We start from the raw sequence: 24,896 nt of genomic DNA, 5'->3' as shown, positions 1-24,896 counted from the left end.
TTATCTCTCCGCTGACTTACCGGGGTGCCCAATAAAAGGCACTCGCTTGATAAAAATTTTCAGTGCTTGCCAATAGATCCCTTGCACAATTCGCAGTGTCATCAATGGAAACTGCAGTAACATTTTCCGTAAACTCTGATGAGACATCTCTCGCCTAAACAAGCACAAATTGGCATCAAATAACTTTTGACTACTACGGTTTTCAATACCCACTTTCACTGATGAGTTGGGCGGTTGAATGCGCCAAATATATTTCATGTCTAAGTCCATAAACGGCGATACATGAAAGGCCTTATCACTCGGTTGTGGGTTCGCTAAATCAACCAAGTAATAGTGACGTTGATTCCAAGGGGTATTACTGACTTCCGCCAACATATATTTAGGCTCATCACCTTGGTAACAAAAGAAGCAGTTTATCGGGCTAAAGTAGATCCCGAAGTGACGCACCTGGCCGACAAATACCACTCGATTACAGGTTGTTTTTGCACCAAGCACTGCTATTTTCTCAAGCACTTTTACCTTTAAATCATTCACTTTAGCTGAACCGACTGAGTCTCGATTGGTCGCTCTCAAGTAATCATTTGGATTAAAGCGCAAGGGAGCAAAACCTGTTGCAGAAAAGAGCCAGCTCATCTGTTCGATCAAGTTAACTTCATCTAGATCAAGCACCAACATTGCCATTTGGTAGTCAAAATCGTGCTTACGCGGGCTATAGCGGCGATGCTTAACATCGCCTTTATAAACACCACTATTTAATTGAATGCTCATAGCTGCAGCCCAAATGATTCACACACATCAAAGGCACTATGCACACCATCTTCATGAAAGCCGTTGTACCAGTAAGCTCCCGCAAAGTGGGTGTTATTCACGCCAGAAATCAGCGTTCGCTGCGACTGAGCCTGCATCGTTTGCTCATTAAATACTGGGTGCGAATAGTTAAATACCCGCAGCACTTTGCTTTTATCGATAAGTTCAGACTGATTAAGCGTTACACAGAAGGTTGGCGCATCGCTGGGCAAGCGCTGCAAAATATTCATGTTATAAGTGACCGACGCTTGTTTGCGAGTATCGCCATCTAAGCGATAATTCCAACTGGCCCAAGCAGCCTTGCGCTTTGGTAATAAAGACTCGTCGCAGTGCAAAACCACTTCATTATTTTGGTAAGCAAGCTGACTTAATACGTTAACTTCATCTTCACTGGCATCACTCAGCATGCCGAGTGCTTGGTCGCTATGACAGGCAAGTACCACCTCGTCAAATTCTAACCATTGGTCATTGACCTGCAGCTTGACGCCATCGTCACTGCGCACTATTGCGCTCACCGGGCTATTAAGGTGAATTGCAGATTTAAACGGTGCAATAAGGTCAGGTATATAGCTACGTGAACCACCTTCTAATACGTACCACTGCGGTCTGTCGGTAATGTTTAGCAAGCCGTGATTTTGAAAGAACTGAATGAAGAAACGTAATGAAAATGCCTTCATGTCATCGATGCTTGAGGACCAAATAGCAGCGCCCATAGGCAGGATATAGTGCAGGCTAAAGAATTCACTAAAGCGTTCTTTTTCAAGCAGATCACCGAGTGTTTGGTAATCGTATCTGTCGTCGACAAATGCTTGTTTACACAGCTTGTTAAAACGTAAAATTTCTCTAATAAATAGCCAGAAGCGTGGGCGAAAGATATTACGTTTTTGCGCAAACAAGCTTGTTAGCGTATTACCATTATATTCAAGCTGGGTCAGTGAGTTGTGCACGCTAAAGCTCATCTCTGTCGCCAAAGCGTTAACGTTTAAGCGGGCTAAAAGCTGCTCAAACCTTGGGTAGGTTCGGTCATTAAAGACGATAAAACCACTGTCAATGGCGTATTGTTTACCGTCTTTTTCAACATCGATGGTGGCGGTGTGACCACCGATATAGTCATTAGCTTCAAATACACTCACATCATGTTTTTGCGATAAAATATGTCCGCAAGTAAGGCCTGAGATCCCTGAACCTACAATGGCAATTCTTTTACGATTACTGTTATCAATCGTTTCCATTAGCGCACCTTCCTATTCTCTGTAGGGGTATTTGAGCGGCTACTTTGGCCATGCTCATTAACATCATGTTGTGAGTTGTTTGTATCAATAGCTGATGATTCATCATGCTTTGGTTGCACTAACTTTTGCCAAACCCCTCGTGGTAATAGTGAGATAAATTTTAAAAGTAGAGTGAAACGAAGTGGAAAGTGTATCTCTTGCTGACCCTTCGCTAAGCCTTTTCGAATAGCAATAGATGCTTGCTGCGGCGTTTGTTGCATCGGCATTGCAAAGTCATTTTTATCTGTTAATGGTGTCTTCACAAAACCAGGACAGATAACGCTTACCCCAATCCCATGTGGCTTTAAATCAAGTGCAAGGCTACTAGCGAGGTATTGCACAGCCGCTTTTGAAGCACCATAGGCTTCTGCTCTTGGAAACGGTAAGTAAACAGCGCTTGAGCCCATTAAAGCCAGCTGGCTGCCGCCAGACATCAGCGGTAAAAAGGCACTGATACAGTGACCCATCGAGATAACATTAGTACGGATAACTCGCTCAAACAATGCAGAGTCAAAGTGCAATGCATCGTCTACGTATTCACATGTACCCGCATTGAGAATCACCAAGTCCAGATTTGCAAAGTCACCATTTTGAAGGCGCTCAGCCTCAGCCTTTATCGCATCAATATCATTAATATCAAACAGTAGTTTCTCTGCACCAACTAGCTTGTCCAGCCCTTGTTTATTACGGCCACAAGCAAATACTTTCCAACCTTGCTGCAGATAGTCACTGGCAAGCTGTAAACCAATACCAGAGCTAGCACCGGTGATCAGTACTGTTTTTTGTTGCTGCGAGGCGGAGGCTGAAGGATTCATTTGGCAACCTTAGACTTAATAAAACCAATCAAGCCACCCACTATCGGCAATTGCTCATAGAGCATAGCGCCTAAGTCAAAATAGTCTTGATGCTGGTTAATTTTGCCATCAAATGTCAGTAAACTAACGCCCTCAACACTAATGCCATTACCCGCGTTTAACTTGGGATGAACAAGGTTCATAGTCCATTTCAATGCTGCGGTGCTGTCATCGCGGATCACTTGATGGATAACGAAGTCTATCGACTCAACATTTTGATATAGTGTTTTAAAATAATCCGTTAATGCATTGAGGCCGGCGATCTTATGTAGTGGATCACTAAAGCGGATGTCATCTGAGTAGATCTCATTGAGCAGCTCGAGATTGTCTTTGTTTAATTTTTGATACACAGAAACAAAGCGCTCTATAATCTCAAGCGGCAATGCATCGGTGCCTAACAACCGCTCATCTACTTGAACAGCTGAATCTTTAGTTTTGTTTGGCAAAACATTCAGAGTGTCGTGGTTTAGTGAATCTGCACTTGCTGTCATCCGAAAATCTCCTTGTCTAGATCTACCACTTCCACTTGGCTAACTCCGCGCTTCATTGCCGCTAGCTCTTTCAATGCTCTTTCGCGGGCAAATTTATGCTCGACGATAGGGTAAATATAGCTTTTATTTGAAAAAAGTTCTGCTTGATTAGGTATTTTAAGTTTATGAATTAACTTTAAATCTACCGCTTCAAGCTCTGGTAAGTAGTTACGAATAAACCTACCCGTTGGATCAAACTTTTCGCACTGAGATATAGGATTAAATACTCTGAAATAGGGCTGCGCATCGCAACCGGTTCCAGCAGACCACTGCCAACCGCCATTATTGGCCGCCAGATCACCGTCAATGAGTTTCTGTCTGAAGTAACGCTCTCCCCAACGCCAGTCTATGAGTAGGTGTTTGGTAAGAAAGCTGGCAACTACCATCCGCAAACGATTGTGCATCCAGCCAGTTTGGTTTAATTGACGCATAGCGGCATCTACCAACGGATAGCCAGTGTTACCGTCACACCATGCTTTAAACTCCAGCTCATTGTTTCTCCAAGCAATGTTGTCAGCTAAGACGTTAAAGCTTTGCCCTTTTGATAATCGAGGAAATGCTACCAACAGATGTCGATAAAATTCTCGCCAAATAATCTCATTTAACCAGCAGCGACCAGGACTTTTATCATCAATCAAAGCATCAGGATAATGACTAAGCAACGCCACAACACACTGCCGTGCGCTAATGATGCCAATCGCTAAATAAGCTGAAATTTGACTGGTACCATCAATAGCAGGAAAGTCTCGGCTTGCTTGGTAGTCTGCCATTTTTGTCAAAGCAAACTGACGTAATTGTGTGAGTGCGGCCTCTTCGCCAACCGCCCAAGCATCACTGGATACCTTGTCGCAATGGAGGGTGATTTTGTCATTGATTAGTAATGGCGCACCAATAGGCGTGGGTGGAGCAATGGTATAGATAGCGCTTCGACTCGCTATTGCGCGCCATTTTTTAGCAAATGGGGTAAATACTTTGTACATCTCTGCCGACAAGTTGAGCACGGTTAACGGCGCGATCAAACAGTGCTGCTGACAGAGCACCAGCTCGACTTTATCGGCAACGGCCAGATCTCTTTGCTGCTCATTATATTCAGGCTCGCAGCTGGCAAACACGTAATCGACCTGCCATTGAGTTGTGTATTGCACGAGATAATCTGGGATCTGCTGGAAGCTATCTAGCTGATAAACATCTAGCGGGATCCCAAGTGCTGCCAGCGACGCCGCAAGTTGGTTAAGCTGTCTTTCAACAAAATCTAACTGAATTGGAGCAACGTCATGTTGTTGCCATTGCATTGGAGTCGCAATAAATAGTGATCTAACAGAGTGACCTTCACGCTGTGCATGTTCACAGGCAGCAACTAAGTTTTGATTGTCTTGTACGCGTAAGTCATTACGAAACCATACAAGTGTATTTACAGCTTTAACTGTCATTTGCATCTCTCTCATTATTCATTTTAGTTGCAGTTTCTGCCGCTAATGTATTGCTTGATAACTGCTGCATGGAGACACTGGTTAACCCTAAAAGACTGTTATTACTTGGGGCGTTGATGCCCCACAAGTACAGTTCAACTTGTTGTTTTTTACTTAGCAGTTTTTTTCGTAACAACTGAACGGTTTGCGCATCTTCCGGGTTAAATTTAGGCGGGGCAACGAGCAACACTTGTTGACAACCGATCCGCTCAATCAGCTTTGAGGCCTGCTCAAGCTCACTAATCGTAAGCTGCTGATGTTTAATATTGTTCGCACTGAGCTCTGCTGACAGCAGCATTGGCTGCCAGCCATCCACATCGCCAAAGCTCAGCAGTAATATTGCAGGGTTATTACCCTCCAATAACGCTAAACGCCTTGCAGAGAAAGCATCCGCTAACTCTCTTGCCAACCACACTTGAACAATTTTATCCTCACAGCTTATTGCTGAACTTTTGCTAAAATCAGCTAGCCAAGGTAAAAACAGGCAAGTTTCTAGTACATTAAATGGGTAGATGGCTGTCAGTTCGCTAAGTTTGCGATGTAATCCACTGCCATCAAGGCCGATACAGCATTGATTCAAGTAGCTAATATTCATCTGCCAGAAACTCACTTGCTCATCAGCATTGACTAAAGTCGAACTGGTAAAGGTTTGCTGGGATCCAGAAGCGGCGCCTTTCAGTAGTGGCTTCACTTTACTTATCGCAACGCCCTTATCGAGCCAACCTAGAACCTCTACAATTTGATCTATGTGTGTTTGGTTATATAGTCTGTGACCTTTGGCTGTACGCTTGGGGATTACAATACCGAAACGTCGCTGCCAAGCTCTTAACGTCACAGGGTTTACCCCTGTTTGCTCTGCCGCTTCACCGATACTAAACCAGGCTTCAGCTGTTGTTTCTGCCTTAAGCTGAGTCATGATCCCTCCCCACTGATGTTTACTGACTTTATCCAGATGACAATCACTCGCTAATCCATTAATACGCGTAGCGTAGCTTGAGCTCTTGTGGATGCGGGTTAAGGTAAACCTGCTTTTCAATATACGGCGTTGGAAACTCACGCAAATAATGGTTAATTAAGGTCATTGGCACCAAGATAGGCTGTAGCCCTTGGTTGTACTTTAAGATTGCTTCTGTTAACTCTGCCTTTTGCGAGCTCGACAGGTGCTTTTTAAAATATCCCTGCATATGTTGCAGCGCACTGGTGTGGTTCTTTCGAGTCGCTTTGACCTTTAAGATCTGCATGAAGTGAGTGAAATAGGTATCAGCGATCTTGTTCAAGTCACCACTCATGTCCGCTAACAGAGGACCGAGCTCGCGGTAAAGCTTTGGGTTATGAGCCATCAACATGTATTTATAGCGAGCGTGAAAATCGAGAATATTACTCTTGGTAAAACCAGATGCTTGCAAGCAATGCCAGTCATGATAAGCATAAACACGGGTAAAGAAGTTCTCGCGAATTGGTAGGTCATGTAATCGCCCTTCCTCTTCAACGGGCAACAACGGATAACGTTCCATCAGTTTACGCGCGTAAACCCCAACACCTGATTTCCAACCATTATTGGTACCAAACTTGTATTCGGTTACACGTTCCATTCCACACGTTGGAGATTTTGCGCACAAGATATAGCCGCCGAGGAAATCGAGTTGTGCCACTTTCTTATCGCTAAACTCATTAAGTTTGTCGGTAACATCTATAGAACCATCTGCACTTTTAACAAATATGATATCGCCATCTTTTTCAAGGCGTATCGACTTTCTTGGTGCACCCATGCCAATTGCCATTTCAGGGCAAACGGGCACATATTCAAAATGTTCAGCGATCTCTTTGCGGCAATAGCTTGAGGCTTTATGGCCGCCGTCGAAACGAACCTTCTCGCCCAATAAACATGCACTTATTCCGATTTGAATTTTGTCTGAATTAAAATGGCTCATAGTATTACTCCCTTAATTTTAAAGTCATTACGCAGCATACTTGTACAAGGATCACTTTCTTGTACAAGTTTATAATTCAGTATGACAACTATCAGCATTTCTGCTGGGTTTATCCCAAAAAAAACGCCAGCTGGATGCTGGCGTTTATCTTCTCAACTTGCTTTTTTGCTAGGGACGGTTTTTATTAGCGAACTGCTCGAGTCCCCATACCAATAAAATGCCACATAACATGGCGACGATGGCATAACTTAACAATGCTGGCTGACCGGTAATATGTTCATACTGCAAAGGCGACAATATACGTTCATCCAGTGGCACCATCTCACCTTTTGAGTTTTCACGAAAAGTCAGGACTTGTTTCCATGGCCAAATTTTGCCTAGTGTTCCAAGCATTAGCCCAGTTAAAAATACTAAAGTTGCATCGTGATACTTGCGCAATAATAGCGATAACACATGGCTAAAGCTGAGTAGGCCAGTGGCAGCACCTGCTGCAAAGGTTGCCATAATGGCAATATCAAATCCCTTTACAGCCCCCATAACCGAAGTATAAAGCCCTAGCAGCAATAGAATAAAACTGCCTGAGATCCCAGGTAAAATCATCGCGGTTATCGCAATACAACCACCCAGATATACATTGAGGTAAGTCATCTCTAGCGCAATAGGATTTAGCATAGTAATCCCCCATGCAATAGCGACTCCTAATGCGAACAAGGCTAAACGACCAACGGTGAAGCCCTTAACCTGTTTGAGCATGTGCACCACAGATATTACGATTAGCCCAAAGAAAAACGACCAAACGGGAATAGGATGGGTGTGCAGTAGATAAGTAATAAGCTTAGCTAACGTCATAATGCTGGTTAAGATGCCGCCAAATACGCACACCAAAAATGGACCATTAATGTGCATAAAAGCCGCTTTAACGCCTTGCTCTTTAATAACGCTAAATAAAGAAGGTCTAATCTTTTTTATACTATCAAGCAGTTGATCTAATATGCCTGTAATAAAGGCGATAGTACCACCTGAAACACCTGGAACGACATCAGCCGCTCCCATTGCCATCCCTTTAAGGTAGGTCTTTAAATAGTTCACTTTATTCCTTAATCGACTCAGTAGAGTTTTCTGCCAAAATTATACTGCGCTACACCAGAGAAGCGAAGCTTATCTTTTTCTTGAAGCAAGTAAGATGCTAGTAATCGATGTTAATTCAATGTTAATCTCATCCGACCAGTAAAGTTCACAAGGAAGAAGATGAGCAATTCAACGAATAACAAGCAAAGCAATAAACCCACCAAGGTGATGTCTCTGTACAAGCGAATTACTCGCTTACCGTTTGGCAACAAGATATTTTCACTCATGGTCTGCCGCATGGCCCCTTACTTCGGTACAGTAAAACCTTTTATCAGTGAATTAAAAGTGAATAAATGCGTTTGCCTGATTAAAAAGCGTAAATTAGTCCACAACCATATTCAGACTGTGCACGTAATCGCAATATGTAATGGCCTAGAGATGGCAATGGGCACAATGGCTGAAGCCTCTATTCCAAGCCACTTACGTTGGATCCCTAAGGGAATGAGCGTTGATTACACCGCTAAAGCTGGCAGCGATATCACTTGTGTTGCTGAAGTAAAGCCTGAGCAATGGGTTGTTGGTGACATGTTAGTGCCAGTAACTGCGTATGATACCGACGGCGTAGCTGTGGTGCAGGGCACCATTAAGTTGTGGATCTCAGAAAAACCATCGAGAAAATAAAATATTTGTGGATATGGCTTCAATGGCTGTGTTTACCCTGCTACTATTTCGGTAATGACCGAAATAATAGCAGCGCAGAGAAATCGAGCTTTATCAGGATTCTAACTCTGCGCTTAAAGACAATGGCAACACTGACACTGAGTTAACATTATGGATATTGACGTTGCCGCAAAGGCATTAAAAGAACTTGGCCACCCTACAAGACTGTCGCTATTCCGTTGTCTAGTAAAAGCAGGTCACGCAGGTTTGCCGGTTGGACAACTACAAGAGACATTACAGATCCCAAATTCAACCTTGTCACATCACCTTTCAAGCTTGATGTCCGCGGGGCTTGTTAAGCAGCAAAGAGAGGGAAGAGTACTGCACTGTATCCCTCAATTTGATTGTTTAGACGGGTTAGTCGCTTTTCTGCAAGAAGAGTGTTGCAGCGACGAGAAGTGTTAACGCTCATTATCCTTTAGGATAAAGGTGGCCTGTCTTTACATAGATGATAGTGTCTTGTTTAACGAACGGAAAATGCTCACTCTGATGTGGGCTTCTAAGCCATGTGTATTGTGGATAAGCGCCATGTTCATCTCTAAACTCGCCGCTCAGCACTAGAATTTCTTCACCGCCAAAGTGACGATGCGCTTGAAAGCGCTCGCCCGCAGGCCATTTAACTAACGCGATATGTTCATGCTCAAACTCATGCAGCGGCATCACCTGTAAACCACCGATACCCGCTCGCCATTCATGGGTGCAAGTATTAATCCGCACTTTGTGTAAATCACGTTTATCAAACTGGTTTAACTTTACCAGTAGCACACAGCCCTCTTTACTAAATGGCGCATGACTGCTTCCTGGCGGATTACGAATATAAGTGCCTGCGGGATAATCACCCTCTTCATCGGAGAATATACCTTCTAACACTAATATTTCTTCACCATAAGGGTGGGAGTGGCTGTTAAAACTGGCGCCAGCTTGATACTTAACGATACTGGTTGTATGGCCACTTTCTGCTGCTGCGCGCTCCAATGGCTTACGAAATACCGTTGGAGACGGGCTATCTAACCAAGCTTGCTCTTGGGTGCTAATAACGACTCGCTGGCTTAAATCCATATTTAACATTAAATTCCCCTTTGCTACTTAGTTATTTCGATGACAGCATAAACCCAATTAAATGGCACTAATTATAACGAGTACAGTTAAACTGTCGAAGTCCGTATATGATGGGTATATTATGAATAATACCAATTACCTTAAAAGTTTGACCATTCCGCGGGAATTCAAATTAGAAGTGTGTAGAGCTCTAGTCGATGCAAAATGCAAATAAACACCACCAGCGCCGAACAACCAGTAGCCGACTAAATCTTGTGAGTCTATTTGCCGTTTTAGCGATTATCGGCATTTTCATTCTGTACTACATGACGATAATACCAATCAGTATAAGAAGTTGATCTACTCAGAGTGTTTTTGGCGAACTAATTCAAGGCAGGCTAATCCAAAGTGAGTAATGACACAATGGTTATTCCCTTATGAGTTTATTCAACGCAGAAGTAGGAAGCCAAAAACACTCCTTACAGGCGAGTTTTAGAGGCTTTGATGCTGTGTTAATGAACTTAAGCGTAGAATAACTATGCTCTTCATTCATCGCCTTGCTTCAAAGCCGCTAAACTCTCGCTGAGCGATCAAATCTTTATACTGATTGTATAATACCACTTGCTGCCGCAGTTTATTTTCTAGCGGCATCTGGCATTACATTTATCGCTTACGCACTGGATAAGCGAGCAGCAAAAAAACAAAGCTGGCGTATACAAGAGTCTAGACTGCACCTTTTAGCACTGCTCGGCGGTTGGCCTGGAGCGTTACTGGCGCAGCAGACATTAAGGCATAAGTCAGCAAAAACCTCATTTAAAATAGTGCTTTGGTTAAGTATTCTCGTCAACCTAACAACTGTCTATCTATTATTAGAGCACTTTTTTAACCATAATATTTAGAGCAAAAAATGCAGCAATGTATTTAATGCTGCATTTAATCTACCTAGAAAAAGCACGTTACCACTGAAGTAACCCCGGCATAATGTCTAGTTGTTAGGCGTTACTGTCACTAATGCGCTACCGGTAATAGCGCCAAATTTTGCGGTAACAGTAGCAGTGCCAACACCTGAGGCCGTGACAATACTTTTCGCCCCAAATGCAACATCGTTGTCCGTTGAACTCCAATCAACATAATCAGCATAATCAAACACTGAACCGTCGGTAAAAGTGACCATTACTTGTACCTCTTGATAACTGCCATTAGCAATTGTCATGCTACTTGGAATAATCTCAACTTTTGTTGGCTCAACAGGTTTAACAAGCAGTTCCATACTGTCGGTTAACTTTTGATAACTCATGCTAATAGTCGCGCTGTTACTCTCTGCGTAACCTATGGCGCGGCCAGCATTAATATTTCCAGTATCAATTTCAATAACGCTTGGATCATCACTCTTCCAATTCGCATCTAAAGTGATATCGCTGGTACTTCCATCCGAATAGTGCGCAAGCCCCGTAAACTGAAAATAGCTCTGAGTGTAAAGCGAATCAACTTTAGGGGTTATCTCTACGCTGACTAAAACGGCTGGCGTTACTGTGCCTAAAGTCGTATCACTCACACCTTGATATGTCGCGGTGATATCACTTGAACCAACAGCAACAGCAGTTGCTCTACCGCCTTTATAGCCAGAAGCAACGATATGGACGATATCAGGATCACTAGAGACCCAACTCGCTTTTTCAGTTATATCTTCAGGTGGTAAACCATGACTATATTCAGCCCTTGCGCGATAACCCCCTTTTGATCCCACCGGTGCTTTTAAATGCTCTGGTGATACTTTAACTCTCACCACATAGGTATCTATAACCGTTAAATTAGCTTGGCCTTCAATGTTGTTATAAATCGCAAATACATCAGTCTTGCCCACCTCATGACCCGTCGCAAGCCCTCGCTCAGAAATAGCAGCAATATTGGGTTTACTGACGTACCAATCACTCAATAGCGTGACATTCTTAGTTGAAAGATCACCTGCCGCATTTTCATAAACAGCATAGGCAATATACTGCCGGGTATCATTAATCTTTATGCTACTGTCTGCAGGTTCAATATTAACGCCCAAATATTCAATATCAGTAACGGTTACCAAAGCCAAGCCATTAATAGCTTTAAAACTGGCTTTGACAGAGGTGCGACCATGACTTTCTCCCGAAACTAAGCCACCTTCTTTGCCTGCAGTTACAACGTGAGCGATAATCTCATCGCCGATACTCCATGTCGCCAGCTGAGTCACATCCTCACTATGACCGTCACTGTAGAAAGCACGCGCTGTATATTGCTGCTGTTCGTTAATATTGACTTGCGAAATACTCGGCGTCACCTGTATTTCCAACAGCTCCACGGCTGTGACAAATAAGGTCGTTGTTGCAGTTTTTCCTCGGTAACTTGCCTTTATTCCTGTTTGGCCTTCAACAATCGTGTGCGCGATTCCTTCGGCATCAATAGATGCCACACTGAGCACAGAACTTTGCCAACTCGATGCTAAAGTTACATCCTTATTGCTACCATCAGAGAAGACAGCAAATGCCTGATAAGCTTGTTCTAAACCTGCAGGTATCGTTTTATCGTGCGGAGAAACATTGAGTTCAACCACCGCGGCATCATTAACCCTTACCACCGCAGTGTCTGTGCGCCCCTTGTACTCGACCGTTATTGCTGTTTGCCCAACTCCGACACCTTTGGCATAGCCAGCATTAGGCGCCTCGGTTGCAACTTGAACAACAGCATTATCAGCACTTCTCCAAGTGGCTATTTGGGTTATATCTTCAGAATACTTATCGGTGTAATAAGCACGAGCCGTGAACTGTCCTTCAGTGCCCAAAGGAACCTCTACTAGCGTCGGTGTCATTTTTATATAGTCTAACGACCGAGCGCTGACCATTAATGCTGCAGTGCCCATCAGGCCGGCATAGTTTGCAGTGATTGTAACTTCGCCAACCGCATATGTATGAGCAACTCCCAATCGACTAACCGTCGCAATACTCGCAACAGAGCTAAACCAGTTTGATTGTCGAGTTAGATTTTTATGAGTTCCATCTGAAAAAATTCCCACAGCTTGATAAGCTTGAGTTAGACCCAGCGATACCGATGCACTGCTCGGAGAGACGATTAGCTGTTCGATAATCGCATTGCTAACGGTTGCCTTCGCAGTACTGCTTACCCCGTCAAACACGGCTTGAACCTCAGTAGTACCAACCTTAGCCGCTTCAGCACGTCCCGCACCAGTTCCAGCAGGCGTCATACTGACAACGCTAGGGTCACTAACACTCCAAATGGCTAGTTTGGTCACATCACTTCTTGAACCATCCGAGTAAAAAGCATCGGCTTGATATTGCCCTTTAGTGCCTAATGGCACGACCACGTTATTAGGTGTAATTTGCAAAGCGGTAACAGTCGCTTGAGTCACTCTTAGGCTAGCTATAGAAGAAAAACCAATATAGGAGGCTTTAATTTCACTGACCCCCTCTTTATAACTTGTGGCTAAGCCTTGCTTGTCTATCGTTGCAATATCTAAAGCGCTCGATTGCCAACTCGCCTGTTGAGTTAAATCCTGGTGGGTCCCGTCAGAAAAGAAACCAATAAAGCTATATTGTTGGCTATTGCCAGCGACAATTGATGCATCAGTTGGTGTTAAGCTGACAGACTCTAAAATGGCACTAGTGACATCAACACTCGCATCGGCCTGCATCCCATCAAAACTAACTTCAATCTGAGTGCTGCCTTGCTCGAGTCCATGGACAAGCCCGCCAATGTTGCCCGTTGCGCCGACCTCTGCAATATCAGACCGAGTCGACACCCAGTTTGCCAACTCACTCACATCACTACTGTGCGCATCAGAATAATAAGCCGTCGCAACCAGTTGCAGCTGATAACCAGAAATGAGTGTACTGACAGCAGGTGCAACTTGTAATGATGTAATCACAGCATCTGTAACCGTTAGTGTTGCTGTGATTTTCATCCCCAGATAACGAGCTGCAATCTGTACTTCACCAGTAGCAAGCCCATGTGCTCGACCGAAACGCGAAATTTGCGCTATCTTGGCATCACTTGTTTGCCAAAACGCATAAGGGGTGACCTCTTTACTACTACCATCAGAAAAGAGGCCATAAAGACGATATTGTTGATAATTTCCTTTCGCAATTGAGGCATTGCTTGGCGTAATAACCAAGCTCTGCAAAATAGCAGAGGTGACAGTTGCCTGAGTTTTATTGCTCACCGTGGCACTATTTGGAGATGCTACACCAACTGATTTATCCGATGCTGCAGATGCACTTCCGGTGTTTATACCTCCATAGCTAGCGGAAATATTAGTACTGCCAACGGCAAGCCCAGAGGCAAAACCACCATTAGCGCCAGTATTAACAATACTGACGATATTCGGCGCATCTGACACCCAACTAGCATCTTGAGTAACGTCTTGGCTATGACCATCTGAATAAAACGCAATTGCTCTATATTGACCTTCGGTTCCAATAGGGTCTCGCTCATTAATCGGCGAGATCTGTAACGCCGTCATTGTTGCTGCAGTAACAGTTAACCCCGTTACTTGCTCAACCCCCATATAGGTAAAACTGATTTGCGTGCTACCAGCAACATAAGTGTCAGCTCTCCCCGAAAGCCCGCCCGTCAACCCTATACTGGCAACACTCGTCTCACTGCTCTGCCAGTAGCCTAATTGGGTCAGGTCTCTAACGCTACCATCACTGTATATACCGTTTGCTTGATATTGCACACTCGTTCCAGCAGGCACTTGCTCATTGAGCGGCGATAGTTGAATTGCTGCAAGCGTCGCGTTTGTCACCTCTGCATTAGCAGTGCTGGTAAGCTCGCCATAGGTCGCCATAATATCAGTTGCACCAACACTCAGTGCAGTTGCATCCCCCGCTTGAGAGCCTTGAGCTTCAATAGCAATAACACTGTCATTTGACGTTGACCACAGTGAATTTCGGGTAACATCCTTCACTTGTCCGTCAGAGAAATATGCTGTCGCGATATAAGTCCCCTTGGTACCCTGTGGGAACGCGCCATTGCTAGGAGTTACTAGCAAGCTTTCAGCTGCAGCATCTGTCACGGTGGCAGTTGTCGCTGCACTTAGGCTGATATCGGCAAAGACTAAACTCGCACTAACATTCGTCACCCCCAGTTGACTCGCCGTTAAAAAAGCACCGTCGTCAATACTCGCGATTTCAGCACTACTTGAACGCCATAGAGATTGCTGCGTGACATCAAGGCTTAAACCGTTATCCAATAACAGGTGAGCTTGATACTGCAGACTTGTTCCCTTTGGCAAACTTTGATCGATTGGATTGATAATGAGCTGGCTTGGCTGCGCACTTAGCACTGCCAATACTGCTGTTGCGGTTTGTTCAGCCCATAATGCCTTGATACTGGTAACGCCAACATTAAGCCCTTTGGCCACGCCTTGCATTGCTGGCTCATTGGAGATTGTCGCAATACTGGCATCATCAACCGACCAAGTTGCATCTTGAGTAACATCTTGTTGATGGCCATCAGCATAAAGTGCATGCACCGAAAAAGCTTGCTGCATATCCACAAGAGTTTCGGCTTGACCAGGCTCTATATTTAGCGCTGTAAGTTTTGCGTCTGTCACATTCAGAATCCCTGAATCGACAAGCGTTTTCCCACCCTGTTGCTCTGGCGGCAAGGTTGCGGTTATCTGTGTCTGCCCTGCAGCAGTTGCTATAGCAACTCCAACATTAGATATTGTCGCAATCACGTTTTCAGAGCTAGACCACATAACCTCATCTGTCACATCGAGCAGCACACCATCACTATATGTGGCCACCGCCTTATATGGGGTTTGAGTTGCGACTGCTAACGTTGCTAACTTAGGCGTAACCTCCAGCCCAACAGCATAGGCAGCACACGGATTATCTGGCCCGCCACATTGCCCTGTTGGAAAGCCATCGTCATCTCCACCACAACCAGCAATAAAAAGTAGGCTCATCAACAAAAAATAGCTGTAAATCGATTGCAACATTTTCATGGTTATCAGTCCTTATTTTGCAGGCAAGGTCATAGGCGGGATATAGATAAGTACTCGACGATTTTCATGTCGATGATTTTCACTGTTGTTATCGAGAATAGGAGATTGTTCACCATAACCGTGCACCTCAACTTGCTGAGGCTTAACACCTTGCGAAATAAAGTAATCAGCAACGGCTTGAGCCCGTCGTTCTGATAAAGCTTGATTGTATTCAACATTACCTTTGGAGTCGGTGTAGCCTTTTATATTAGCGATGGTTGTAGGCTGTTGTAACAAACGTTCTAGTACTGACGTTAAAGGTGCGACCTCGCTAACTTCACTGCTATCAAATTCAAACAGAGTGGTCACAGCAAGAGCCGGTAAGGTAATAACAGCGGGAATTATTGGCTCAACAATCGCGGGCTCTGCCATTGGTTGCGGCGCAGATTTTGTCTTAGAGTGACTGCTTCCAAAACGATAACTAATACCTAAAGTCGTCAAGTGGCCATTGCTACCACCAATAAGCTCACTTCCAAGCGAGTCTATGTATTGATATTCAACTCGCGCAATCCAAGATGGTGTCATTGCGTACTCTAAGCCAATACCTACCATTGGCGCCCAGTCCGAGTCCGATGTGGTATTCAGCGGACCTTGATTGTCACCATCCCAGTATAAACTGCCGGCTTTAGCAAACAGTTCAAAGTTCTCACTCAAGTTCATACGAGTGATAGCTGAAAGCTCCCAGCCTTTCATTGTTCCGACATATCGGTTATCAACACCACTTTCAGAATAATCCGCAACCGCTTCACCTAAATCTAAATATGCAGTTTCAAATCCCAAGTGTTGCCAAAACTGGTACCCAGCAAAAACACCATAACCCGTATCGTTAGCCTCACAACTAATACTCCAGTCTTCACAGGCATTTTGATAATGCATTTGACCAACTTTAGCGCCAGCGTAGAAATATGACTCAAACGATGGTGTTTGAGCATACTCAGAGTCATTAGGGTTTGCAGATGCAGCCGATGAAAACATCACGCTAAACAGCGTAAAGAAAGAAAAACTAATAACGATCAACTTTGACATATATTCTTCCTTGAGCAAGAAAATTCAATCACCAGAGTGGCTAACAACTATTGAATACTCAGTCTAAACCCTATTTAGTATTTCACCAGCTTTCAGTTTAAATATTAAGCATATAGTTATATAAGAACGGAAGTTTTTTATCTTAATATGCTGCGTGCAAATGCGAAGTTCTATCTCTATACAGCAATCTGAGATGGCGACGATGTAACTTAAGATTTAGATTGGTTATGATGGCTCCATCGTTCTATTAATCAAATGACACCATAATGAAAATGATCCTCGCCGTAGTCGTCATCGCCTGTGTAATTTTTTACTTTTTTACTTCAATGAATAACCAAAAAGCTGCTAAAGAAAATATTGAATTGGGTAATGCCTTTCTTGCTAAAAACAAATTAGAGCAAGGCGTAACGACCACCGCATCAGGGCTGCAATATCAGGTATTGGCGGCGGGCGATGGTACTGTCCATCCCAAGGCAAGTGATACGGTAACCGTTCACTACCATGGCACTTTAATCGACGGTACTGTATTTGATAGCTCCGTTGAGCGCGGCGAACCGATTGGCTTCCCATTGAATCGTGTCATCAAGGGCTGGACAGAAGGTGTGCAACTGATGGTTGTTGGCGAGAAAGCGCGCTTTTTCATTCCGAGTGAATTGGCTTACGGCAATCGCAGTGCTGGTAAAATTGGTGGTGGTTCAACGCTGATTTTCGATGTAGAGCTCATCAGTATCGATTAACGAAGCCACTTTAAACAAAAGCCCGAACGGATAACCATTCGGGCTTTTTTGTGTCATATTTTTCAGTCCACTCTAAGCTTCATAGCCAAAAGGATCATCGATAGAGTGAGCAGGCTTAGTAAACCAAACAGGGCCTTGCTCTGTCATGTAGAAGTGATCTTCATGGCGTACACCAAACTCGCCAGGCACACATAACATAGGTTCGTTACTAAAACACATCCCTGCTGCGAGTGGAGTCTGATCGTTAAGCACTAAATATGGCCATTCATGAATATCTAAGCCAATACCGTGCCCTGTACGATGTGGCAAACCCGGTACGTCATAACCAGGACCAAAACCTTTAGCCTCTAGCACATCACGGGCAGCACGATCGACACTGGCACAGCTTGCACCTAACTGCGCCGCTTCAAATGCTGCTATTTGCGCATCTTGCTCACACTGCCATAACTCACGTTGGCGCGCACTTGGTTCACCATAAACGTACGTACGGGTAATATCCGAGTTATAACCAAATAGCTGGCAGCCGGTATCTATCAATACCGTATCGTTTAACTCAAGTGCTTTAGGAGACTTAACACCATGAGGATAAGCGCTGTCTTCACCAAACAGCACAATACAGAAATACGATCCCGCAGGGATGCCAACCTTAATGTGCGCCGCATTAATAAAGGCTTCAACTTCAGTGGTGGTAATACCTTCGCGAAGAATACGCGCCACAGCTTTATGTACCTCTAACGTCATATCTTTAGCGCGTTGTAATAGACTTAGCTCTGTCGCAGATTTAATCATTCGGCAACCCGCTGTCGCAGGTTTTGCATTGACGTAATTAAACTGTGGGTGCGCTTGACGAACACCATCAAAAATAAAGAATGCTGCAGACTCATCGATACCAATATCACCAGAGCTAATGCCCATTTGAGCCAGAATATCACCAAAGAGTGCGTAAGGGCTTTCATCTTCTTGCCAAGTATTTACCTTACCTTCAATCGTCATGTAACCATTTAAGGTATCAACTTCAAATGCTGGCGCGATATATTCAACAGCGCCGCTAGCAGGAATAATCGCTCCCACCATACGCTCGCTGGCATACCAGCGTGTTCCAGTAAAATAGTATAGGTTAGTGCCAGCATTGACATAAATAGCGGCAATACCTTCAGCCTGCATAATTGACTGCGCGTTTGCGATACGCGCTGAGTACTCATCACGGCTAATTGGCGCTGCGCCTTGAGTCATGTCTGTGAGCTTTGCTAGCTCTTGTTCTGCGGTAGAACCGCCTACACCTATTGTCATCTGCTTACCCTTACTTTAAAAGTTAACTCTAAGCGGCGAAGTCACTCCGCACTCACGGCGTTCAGCGCTTATTATAAATGAAGCCCTCTCCCCATCTTATGCCCTTACTTCTGCAATATTTAAACAGGAAGATCGATCTTAAAATATCTGCCACACTTTCTAGCATAAAATATACAGAAGTTCACTGAGAATTGCTGGTAATTGATAAATAGTTATCGGAAAGTCTAGTTTAACCGCAGAAAACATCGCTTATTAGCAATGAAAAAGGAGCGACTAGCGCTCCTTAAAAATGTTTCGATTTAGTCTTTAGTTAGCTAACATCGCTTTTAGCCCGCGACATACTATGGTTTCACGGTCATCGACGCGATTAATCTTGGCGCTGGCCAACGGCGCTCTTAATGCCATCTGTTTTAATGTGTCGACGCAGCCTTTGTAGTAATCAAGATTATTCATCATGCTGCCAGCAAGATAGACTCGCGACGGATTAAAAAGGTTAACAGTCCACGCGAGTCCCATGCCTAAGTAGCTGCCTGCGCGATATAGATCGGCGCTGCTACTGAGGTTTCTTGCCACAATCGATTCGCCACTCGCAAGCCTTTCTAAACTAAATTCCCCTGATTCCGTCATTACCCTGCAATGCCCAAGCTCTCCAGCTATCCCCGCAGCCCCAGTAAAAGGCTTACCGTTAATCGCAATCGACATACCAATACCAGTATCACACATTACTAGCAGTTCACACTGCTGCTTGGGCTCAAGCAATGCTCGCATTGCGGCATCACTGTCGTTAGCAATGATGATCCGTTTAGCCCGTGTCACCAACTGCTCAGCTGACAAACCATTAAGCCCGGGTAATGACTTACAGGCGACTAATTGCTTGTCTTGCACTAAACCTGGAACGGCAATACCCAGCGAATAGCCATTGAGATCGTAGTCTTGCTCTAACTCAGCAATTTGAGTGTTTAAACTGTCTATATTGAACGTATCGCTGGCACCGATCTTATATTGCTCAACTCGCCCTTGAGTTTCGATCTCAAATAAGGCTTTTGAACCACTTATATCCACCGTTAAAGTTTGCACCAACTACTCCTAAGACATTCACAAATATCGATTAAATAGCTTACCACAACAAACCTAATACCAGGTTAGTTAGCCATCTTTTTGTAACATGCGACTTTTGGATAGTTTCCACCAAGCGATGAGTAACAGTAAGGCAGCAATCAGTGGTAAACAGCTGATTAGCAATATCTCCCACCCTAGAACATAAATCACCCAACCTGCGCTCAGTGACGCCATCGCTTGTGCGCCAAAAACAAAGCTATCGTTAAACGCTTGCACTTTGTAGCGTTCATCCTTGTTATAACAGCGAGGTAGCAAAGCGGTGCCCGCCACAAAAAGAAAATTCCAACCTAGACCAAGTAATACCAATGCGGCCCAATAATTAAGTAGATCATGCCCAAGCAGCGCGGTGACAATGGTGATCACATAAGCAAGTAAGCCGAGCAACATCATCTTAGATACACCTATGCGTACCACTAATGCGCCACTGATTAATGAAGGCAGATACATAGCGATAATGTGGCTTTGAATAACCCATTTGGTATCGGCAAGCGAATGATGCTCGATATGGTGCATATGCAGCGGAGTGGCAGTCATCACAAAGCTCATCATGGCATAGCCTAAGGTTGCCCCCGCAATAGCCACCCAAATTCGTGGTTGTGACAAGATTACACCAAGAGGCCGACCCGTGGCAGCAGTGAACTCCATCGTTGCTTTACGTTCGATTTTTGCTTCCCGATAGAAACATAGAATAGTCGCAGCAATCAAACTCACCATGGTTAGAAAGAAAAAAGCGCCAACATAAGTTTGCTCTGACAAGATGTCACCTAATACTGCCAATTCAGGTCCAATAATGGCTGCGACCAGCCCACCCAGTAATACTCTTGAAGCCGCTTTAGCTGCCAAGGTTTCAGACACCGACTCCATCGCAGCAAAACGATATTGCTGCACCACAGCACCTGCAGAACCTAGCATCATGCCGCTTAAACAAAATAGAAAAAAATTTTGCTGTGACGTCGAAAAAGCTGCCAACATGCCAGAGCTTGCTGCCACTAATGCACCAGAAATAAAGACGGGTTTACGACCAAAAGCCTGCATAAATTTGGACACTGGTACAATAGACAATGCAACACCAATTACCATAGAGGCTATCGGCAAGGTTGCCAGTTCTGGTGATGGCGCGATCTCTGCGCCGATAATGCCGCCTAACAACATCATCATTGGCGTGGCACTCATGGCAAAAGCCTGTGCCAACGTTAGTACCCATACATTAAATGGCATAAGCTTTTTATTATCCTTCAACAACGCATTAAATACGCGAAGCTGTAACATTTATCTAAAATTTGTTGCGACATAGTGGCACGAATTAAGTGTTAACTCACTAGGTAAGCCTCTGAATATAGGCTTATAGTCACAGACAATGCTACAAGCCAGTAAAAAAGATGATACAAATAAGCGAGTAAGCCACTCCCCTAGCGATATTAGATTGTGATAACCTCCGCGCTAAAGTAGAACTAAAATTCATCACCTTCAGCCAATACCCTTTTGCTGATCAAGTGCTAGTTGGGAGTCATCATGTCAAATACTATTGCCGCACGCCTCAGTGCAATTCGAACTGAGATGGAAAAATCCAATCTCGATGCTTTTATTATTCCTCGTGCAGATGAGTATTTGGGAGAGTATGTTCCAGCCCATAATGAACGCATGTTATGGAGCAGTGGTTTTACCGGTTCTGCTGGTATGCTCATTGTGTTAAAAGACTCAGCAGCTATTTTTGTCGATGGTCGCTATACGGTGCAGGTTCGTCAACAAGTAGATGCTGAGCTGTTTGAGTACCTAAGCTTGCATGACACACCTCAAGCCCAATGGCTGACAGAGAAACTCAGTGCCAATGCCAATGTTGGTTTTGATGCAAGACTGCATACCCTCTCTTGGTTCAATAACACTCGTAATACCTTGAGCAAAGCGCAGATAGAATTAGTTGCCGTAAAAGACAATCCCATTGACCTTAACTGGAGCGATAGACCACAAGCATCAAGTGAACCTATCATGGCCTTTAGCGAACAAAGTGCCGGCCGCAGTAGTATCGAAAAACGCTGCACTATTGGCGCTGCAATAAAAGCCGCTGGCGCTGATGTGGCGATTATCGCGGCACTGGATTCTTTCTGTTGGCTGCTCAATATTCGTGGTAAAGACGTGCCACGTTTACCCGTTGTTTTAGGTACTGCCTTGCTACATGCCAACGGCGATATGGTGCTTTTTACTGACACCACTAAATTGCCAGCAGGTATTGAGCAACATGTCGGTAGCGGGGTTAGCTTTAAAACCGAAGCTGAACTTGAAGCGGAGCTAGGCAAGCTTAAAGGCGCCAAAGTGCTCGCAAGTCCAGATACTACAAATGCTTGGTTACAGATCACCGCAAGAAATGCCGGAGCTGAGCTTATTGCAGGTGCCGATCCGGTTGCGCTGCCTAAAGCGCAAAAAAATGACGCTGAACTTAGCGGCATGAAAGCCTGCCATATTCGTGATGGTGTCGCCGTTAGCCGTTTTCTAGCTTGGCTCGATAGCGAAGTACAGGCTGAACGTTTATATGATGAAGGGCAACTTGCCGATAAACTAGAAAGCTTCCGCCTAGAAGATCCGCTATATCAAGAGCCAAGCTTCGATACTATATCAGCCGCAGGTGCCAACGCTGCAATGTGTCATTACAACCATAACGATGGCACGCCAGCACAGATGACCATGAACAGTATCTATCTGGTCGATTCTGGCGCTCAGTATCTAGATGGAACTACCGACGTCACTCGTACCATTGCCATTGGTGAGGTGACGGATGAACAACGCAAGATGGTTACCTTGGTACTTAAAGGTCATATCGCCATTGATCAAGCTAAGTTTCCACAGGGCACATCAGGGCAACAGTTAGACTCTTTCGCTCGCCAATATCTATGGCAACATGGATTCGATTTCGATCATGGTACAGGTCATGGTGTTGGCCACTACCTTAGCGTTCACGAAGGGCCGCAAGGTATTGCTAAACATAGAAGTGCTGTCGCTTTACTGCCTGGCATGGTGTTATCAAATGAGCCAGGTTATTACCGCGCCAATGAGTTCGGTATACGGCTGGAAAACTTAGTCGCTGTGCGTCCATCAGTCACCTTAGCCAATTGCGAACGCGACATGCTAGAGTTTGAAGTACTGACCTTTATCCCTATGGATGCTCGACTGATAGATAAGAGCCTACTGACTAGCGCTGAAATTCAGTGGTTCAACCAATACCACCAGCAAGTACGAGAAAAGCTATCTCCACACATGCAAGGCGCTGAACTGACTTGGCTTAACAAGGTTACCGCAGCGATATAATGCCGTGGTTCGATAAAGCAGCGCCTAGGCGCTGCTTTTTTGTTGATTACAATTGCGGTAACTTAGAAAATAAGTGCAGGTTTTAACCGAAAGTTTGCTATACTCCGCCGCCTCCATTTTAATGGAAGATAGAAGTTAGCGCCGTTCGCTAGCGGTTGAATAGTTGATTACAGGACCCTCATCATGAGATTTGAATCTTTTAGTTTTGCTCCCGAGATTTTGCGCGCCATCTCTGAATGTGGTTATCAAAAAATGACACCTATTCAGCAGCAGGCAATTCCAGCAGTTCGCCGTGGTCAGGATGTGTTAGCTAGCGCCCAAACCGGTACTGGTAAAACGGCTGCATTTTCGCTACCTATCTTGCAAAAAATGCTCGATAACCCAAGCGCGACGCAACGCTCAAATACCCGCGCACTGATCTTGACCCCAACTCGTGAACTCGCTTCACAGATTGCGGACAACATTAATGATTACGCCAAGTATTTAGAAGTGAATGTGGTCACTATCTTTGGCGGCGTTAAGATGGATAGCCAAGCAACTAAGTTAAAGCGCGGTGCCGATATTATTATCGCCACCCCTGGTCGCTTACTTGAACATATCGTTGCCTGTAACCTTAGCCTTTCAAATGTTGACTTTTTGGTGCTCGACGAAGCCGACCGTATGCTCGATATGGGCTTTAGTGCCGATATCCAAAAAATTCTACAAGCAGTGAATAGCAAGCGTCAGAACTTAATGTTCTCAGCCACCTTCTCTGCTCCTGTGAAAAAGCTTGCCAGTGAGATGATGGTAAAACCTAACGTCATCACTGCTGACAAACAGAACACCACTGCTGATACCGTTAGCCAAGTCATATACCCAGTAGAGCAACGCCGTAAGCGCGAGCTACTTTCAGAGCTTATCGGTAAGAAAAACTGGCAACAAGTATTGGTGTTTACTGCCACCCGTGATGCCGCAGATAAACTCGAGAAAGAGCTTAATCTAGACGGGATCCCAACGGCGGTAGTACACGGTGAAAAAGCGCAAGGTAGCCGACGTCGTGCATTGCGTGAATTTAAAGAAGGCAAAATGCGCGTGCTAGTTGCAACCGAAGTTGCTGCTCGAGGACTCGATATTCAAGGCCTTGAATATGTGGTCAACTACGACCTGCCTTTCCTTGCAGAAGATTATGTTCACCGTATCGGCCGTACTGGCCGTGCGGGTAAATCTGGCGTTGCCATCTCATTTGTGAGCCGTGAAGAAGAACGCACCTTAGCTGACATTGAAAAACTGATTGGTCAAAAGCTACGTCGCGTAACGGTTCCGGGTTACGAAGTGGGTAGTCGTGATTTACTTATCAAACAGCTGCAAACTCGTCGTAGCTTCGCCAAGAAGCAACAACGTAGCGATAATGCTGGTGCTCAAGTGATTGCCGAGAAAAACATGCAAGGCCGTCGCGTGAAAGTGAAAAATGCCTCACCGGCAAAAATTAAGAAGATAAAATAATCGCAGTACGGACATCGAATTATTTTATAATCAAAAAAAAGCACCATATGGTGCTTTTTTTGTGCGTATGATTTAGGGGCTGTTGATCTTTCGAGCTTAGTTTTTGTTCGGTTGTTTACCGTAAGGAATAATGCTTCTAGTACAAGGCTTGAGCGATAAAGCTTAGCTGGCTAAGTGAAAAGCTCATAACACATTCTAGTCATAAAAGAATAGA

General features: G+C 44.6%; 20 protein-coding genes. 6 read left to right on the top strand and 14 right to left on the bottom strand.

Annotated features, from left to right (window positions below):
- The 8 genes from K5R16_RS13780 to K5R16_RS13745 form a co-directional block, all read right to left on the bottom strand.
- Nucleotides 1-768 carry a DUF1365 domain-containing protein gene (locus tag K5R16_RS13780; protein WP_220738139.1) on the bottom strand — a complete coding sequence of 256 codons (768 nt, stop codon included), beginning with the start codon at nucleotides 766-768 and terminating at the stop codon, nucleotides 1-3.
- Entirely contained in the window at nucleotides 765-2,039 is a 1,275-nt protein-coding gene (locus K5R16_RS13775) for an NAD(P)/FAD-dependent oxidoreductase (RefSeq protein WP_220738138.1), read from the bottom strand. The genes K5R16_RS13780 and K5R16_RS13775 overlap by 4 nt, the downstream gene beginning before the upstream one ends.
- The gene (locus K5R16_RS13770) at nucleotides 2,039-2,893 is read right to left on the bottom strand and encodes an SDR family NAD(P)-dependent oxidoreductase (RefSeq protein WP_220738137.1); all 855 of its coding nucleotides are present in this window, start codon (nucleotides 2,891-2,893) and stop codon (nucleotides 2,039-2,041) included. Before K5R16_RS13770 ends, K5R16_RS13775 begins: the two co-directional genes overlap by 1 nt.
- Nucleotides 2,890-3,423, bottom strand: coding sequence for a nuclear transport factor 2 family protein (locus K5R16_RS13765; protein ID WP_220738136.1), 534 nt, complete (start codon nucleotides 3,421-3,423; stop codon nucleotides 2,890-2,892). Before K5R16_RS13765 ends, K5R16_RS13770 begins: the two co-directional genes overlap by 4 nt.
- The gene (phrB, locus tag K5R16_RS13760) at nucleotides 3,420-4,898 is read right to left on the bottom strand and encodes a deoxyribodipyrimidine photo-lyase (protein WP_259649880.1); all 1,479 of its coding nucleotides are present in this window, start codon (nucleotides 4,896-4,898) and stop codon (nucleotides 3,420-3,422) included. The genes K5R16_RS13765 and phrB overlap by 4 nt, the downstream gene beginning before the upstream one ends.
- Nucleotides 4,882-5,847, bottom strand: coding sequence for a MerR family transcriptional regulator (locus K5R16_RS13755; protein ID WP_220738134.1), 966 nt, complete (start codon nucleotides 5,845-5,847; stop codon nucleotides 4,882-4,884). Before K5R16_RS13755 ends, phrB begins: the two co-directional genes overlap by 17 nt.
- A 58-nt stretch (nucleotides 5,848-5,905) precedes the next feature.
- Nucleotides 5,906-6,862 carry a DUF523 and DUF1722 domain-containing protein gene (locus tag K5R16_RS13750; protein WP_220738133.1) on the bottom strand — a complete coding sequence of 319 codons (957 nt, stop codon included), beginning with the start codon at nucleotides 6,860-6,862 and terminating at the stop codon, nucleotides 5,906-5,908.
- A gap of 168 nt (nucleotides 6,863-7,030) precedes the next feature.
- The gene (locus tag K5R16_RS13745; protein WP_220738132.1) at nucleotides 7,031-7,951 is read right to left on the bottom strand and encodes a DUF368 domain-containing protein; all 921 of its coding nucleotides are present in this window, start codon (nucleotides 7,949-7,951) and stop codon (nucleotides 7,031-7,033) included.
- Between the two features lie 159 nt (nucleotides 7,952-8,110).
- On the opposite strand from K5R16_RS13745, the gene K5R16_RS13740 reads away from it, so the two are divergent.
- Both K5R16_RS13740 and K5R16_RS13735 read left to right on the top strand, forming a co-directional pair.
- Complete coding sequence (locus tag K5R16_RS13740) at nucleotides 8,111-8,611, top strand: hotdog fold domain-containing protein (protein ID WP_220738131.1); 501 nt, start codon at nucleotides 8,111-8,113, stop codon at nucleotides 8,609-8,611.
- A 150-nt stretch (nucleotides 8,612-8,761) separates the two neighbouring features.
- Nucleotides 8,762-9,055: a helix-turn-helix transcriptional regulator gene (locus K5R16_RS13735; RefSeq protein WP_220738130.1), complete on the top strand. Its 294-nt coding sequence runs from the start codon at nucleotides 8,762-8,764 to the stop codon at nucleotides 9,053-9,055.
- A gap of 6 nt (nucleotides 9,056-9,061) precedes the next feature.
- Here the strand turns inward: K5R16_RS13735 and K5R16_RS13730 are convergent, their stop codons facing one another.
- A complete protein-coding gene (locus K5R16_RS13730) occupies nucleotides 9,062-9,718 on the bottom strand; it encodes a cupin domain-containing protein (protein ID WP_220738129.1) in 657 nt (218 codons plus the stop codon).
- A 581-nt stretch (nucleotides 9,719-10,299) separates the two neighbouring features.
- Here K5R16_RS13730 and K5R16_RS13725 point away from each other — a divergent pair.
- Nucleotides 10,300-10,587: a DUF1294 domain-containing protein gene (locus K5R16_RS13725; protein ID WP_220738195.1), complete on the top strand. Its 288-nt coding sequence runs from the start codon at nucleotides 10,300-10,302 to the stop codon at nucleotides 10,585-10,587.
- Nucleotides 10,588-10,673: 86 nt separating this feature from the next.
- On the opposite strand, the gene K5R16_RS13720 is transcribed toward K5R16_RS13725, so the two are convergent.
- Nucleotides 10,674-15,689 (bottom strand): Ig-like domain-containing protein, encoded by a 5,016-nt coding sequence (locus K5R16_RS13720; RefSeq protein ID WP_220738128.1) that lies wholly within the window; start codon nucleotides 15,687-15,689, stop codon nucleotides 10,674-10,676.
- A 12-nt stretch (nucleotides 15,690-15,701) separates the two neighbouring features.
- On the bottom strand, nucleotides 15,702-16,754 hold the full coding sequence (locus K5R16_RS13715) for an OmpA family protein (protein ID WP_220738127.1): 1,053 nt from the start codon (nucleotides 16,752-16,754) through the stop codon (nucleotides 15,702-15,704).
- Between the two features lie 266 nt (nucleotides 16,755-17,020).
- On the opposite strand from K5R16_RS13715, the gene K5R16_RS13710 reads away from it, so the two are divergent.
- Complete coding sequence (locus K5R16_RS13710; protein ID WP_220738126.1) at nucleotides 17,021-17,491, top strand: FKBP-type peptidyl-prolyl cis-trans isomerase; 471 nt, start codon at nucleotides 17,021-17,023, stop codon at nucleotides 17,489-17,491.
- Between the two features lie 72 nt (nucleotides 17,492-17,563).
- Here the strand turns inward: K5R16_RS13710 and K5R16_RS13705 are convergent, their stop codons facing one another.
- The 3 genes from K5R16_RS13705 to K5R16_RS13695 all read right to left on the bottom strand — a co-directional run bounded on the left by K5R16_RS13705 (nucleotide 17,564) and on the right by K5R16_RS13695 (nucleotide 21,118).
- The gene (locus K5R16_RS13705; RefSeq protein WP_220738125.1) at nucleotides 17,564-18,781 is read right to left on the bottom strand and encodes a Xaa-Pro peptidase family protein; all 1,218 of its coding nucleotides are present in this window, start codon (nucleotides 18,779-18,781) and stop codon (nucleotides 17,564-17,566) included.
- Nucleotides 18,782-19,087: 306 nt separating this feature from the next.
- Complete coding sequence (locus tag K5R16_RS13700) at nucleotides 19,088-19,858, bottom strand: ROK family protein (RefSeq protein ID WP_220738124.1); 771 nt, start codon at nucleotides 19,856-19,858, stop codon at nucleotides 19,088-19,090.
- Nucleotides 19,859-19,927: 69 nt separating this feature from the next.
- Nucleotides 19,928-21,118, bottom strand: a complete 1,191-nt coding sequence (locus K5R16_RS13695) for an MFS transporter (RefSeq protein ID WP_220738123.1) — start codon at nucleotides 21,116-21,118, stop codon at nucleotides 19,928-19,930.
- A gap of 294 nt (nucleotides 21,119-21,412) precedes the next feature.
- Between K5R16_RS13695 and K5R16_RS13690 the strand changes: the two genes are divergently transcribed.
- Both K5R16_RS13690 and K5R16_RS13685 read left to right on the top strand, forming a co-directional pair.
- Nucleotides 21,413-23,200: an aminopeptidase P family protein gene (locus tag K5R16_RS13690; RefSeq protein ID WP_220738122.1), complete on the top strand. Its 1,788-nt coding sequence runs from the start codon at nucleotides 21,413-21,415 to the stop codon at nucleotides 23,198-23,200.
- A gap of 183 nt (nucleotides 23,201-23,383) precedes the next feature.
- Nucleotides 23,384-24,682, top strand: coding sequence for a DEAD/DEAH box helicase (locus K5R16_RS13685; RefSeq protein WP_220738121.1), 1,299 nt, complete (start codon nucleotides 23,384-23,386; stop codon nucleotides 24,680-24,682).
- Nucleotides 24,683-24,896 lie beyond the last annotated feature (214 nt).

It is taken from the genome of Shewanella sp. c952 (assembly GCF_019654975.1).
Lineage (GTDB): Bacteria > Pseudomonadota > Gammaproteobacteria > Enterobacterales > Shewanellaceae > Shewanella.
The sequence above is the reverse complement of the archived record's forward strand: the minus strand, read 5'-3'. Positions and strand labels throughout refer to the sequence as shown.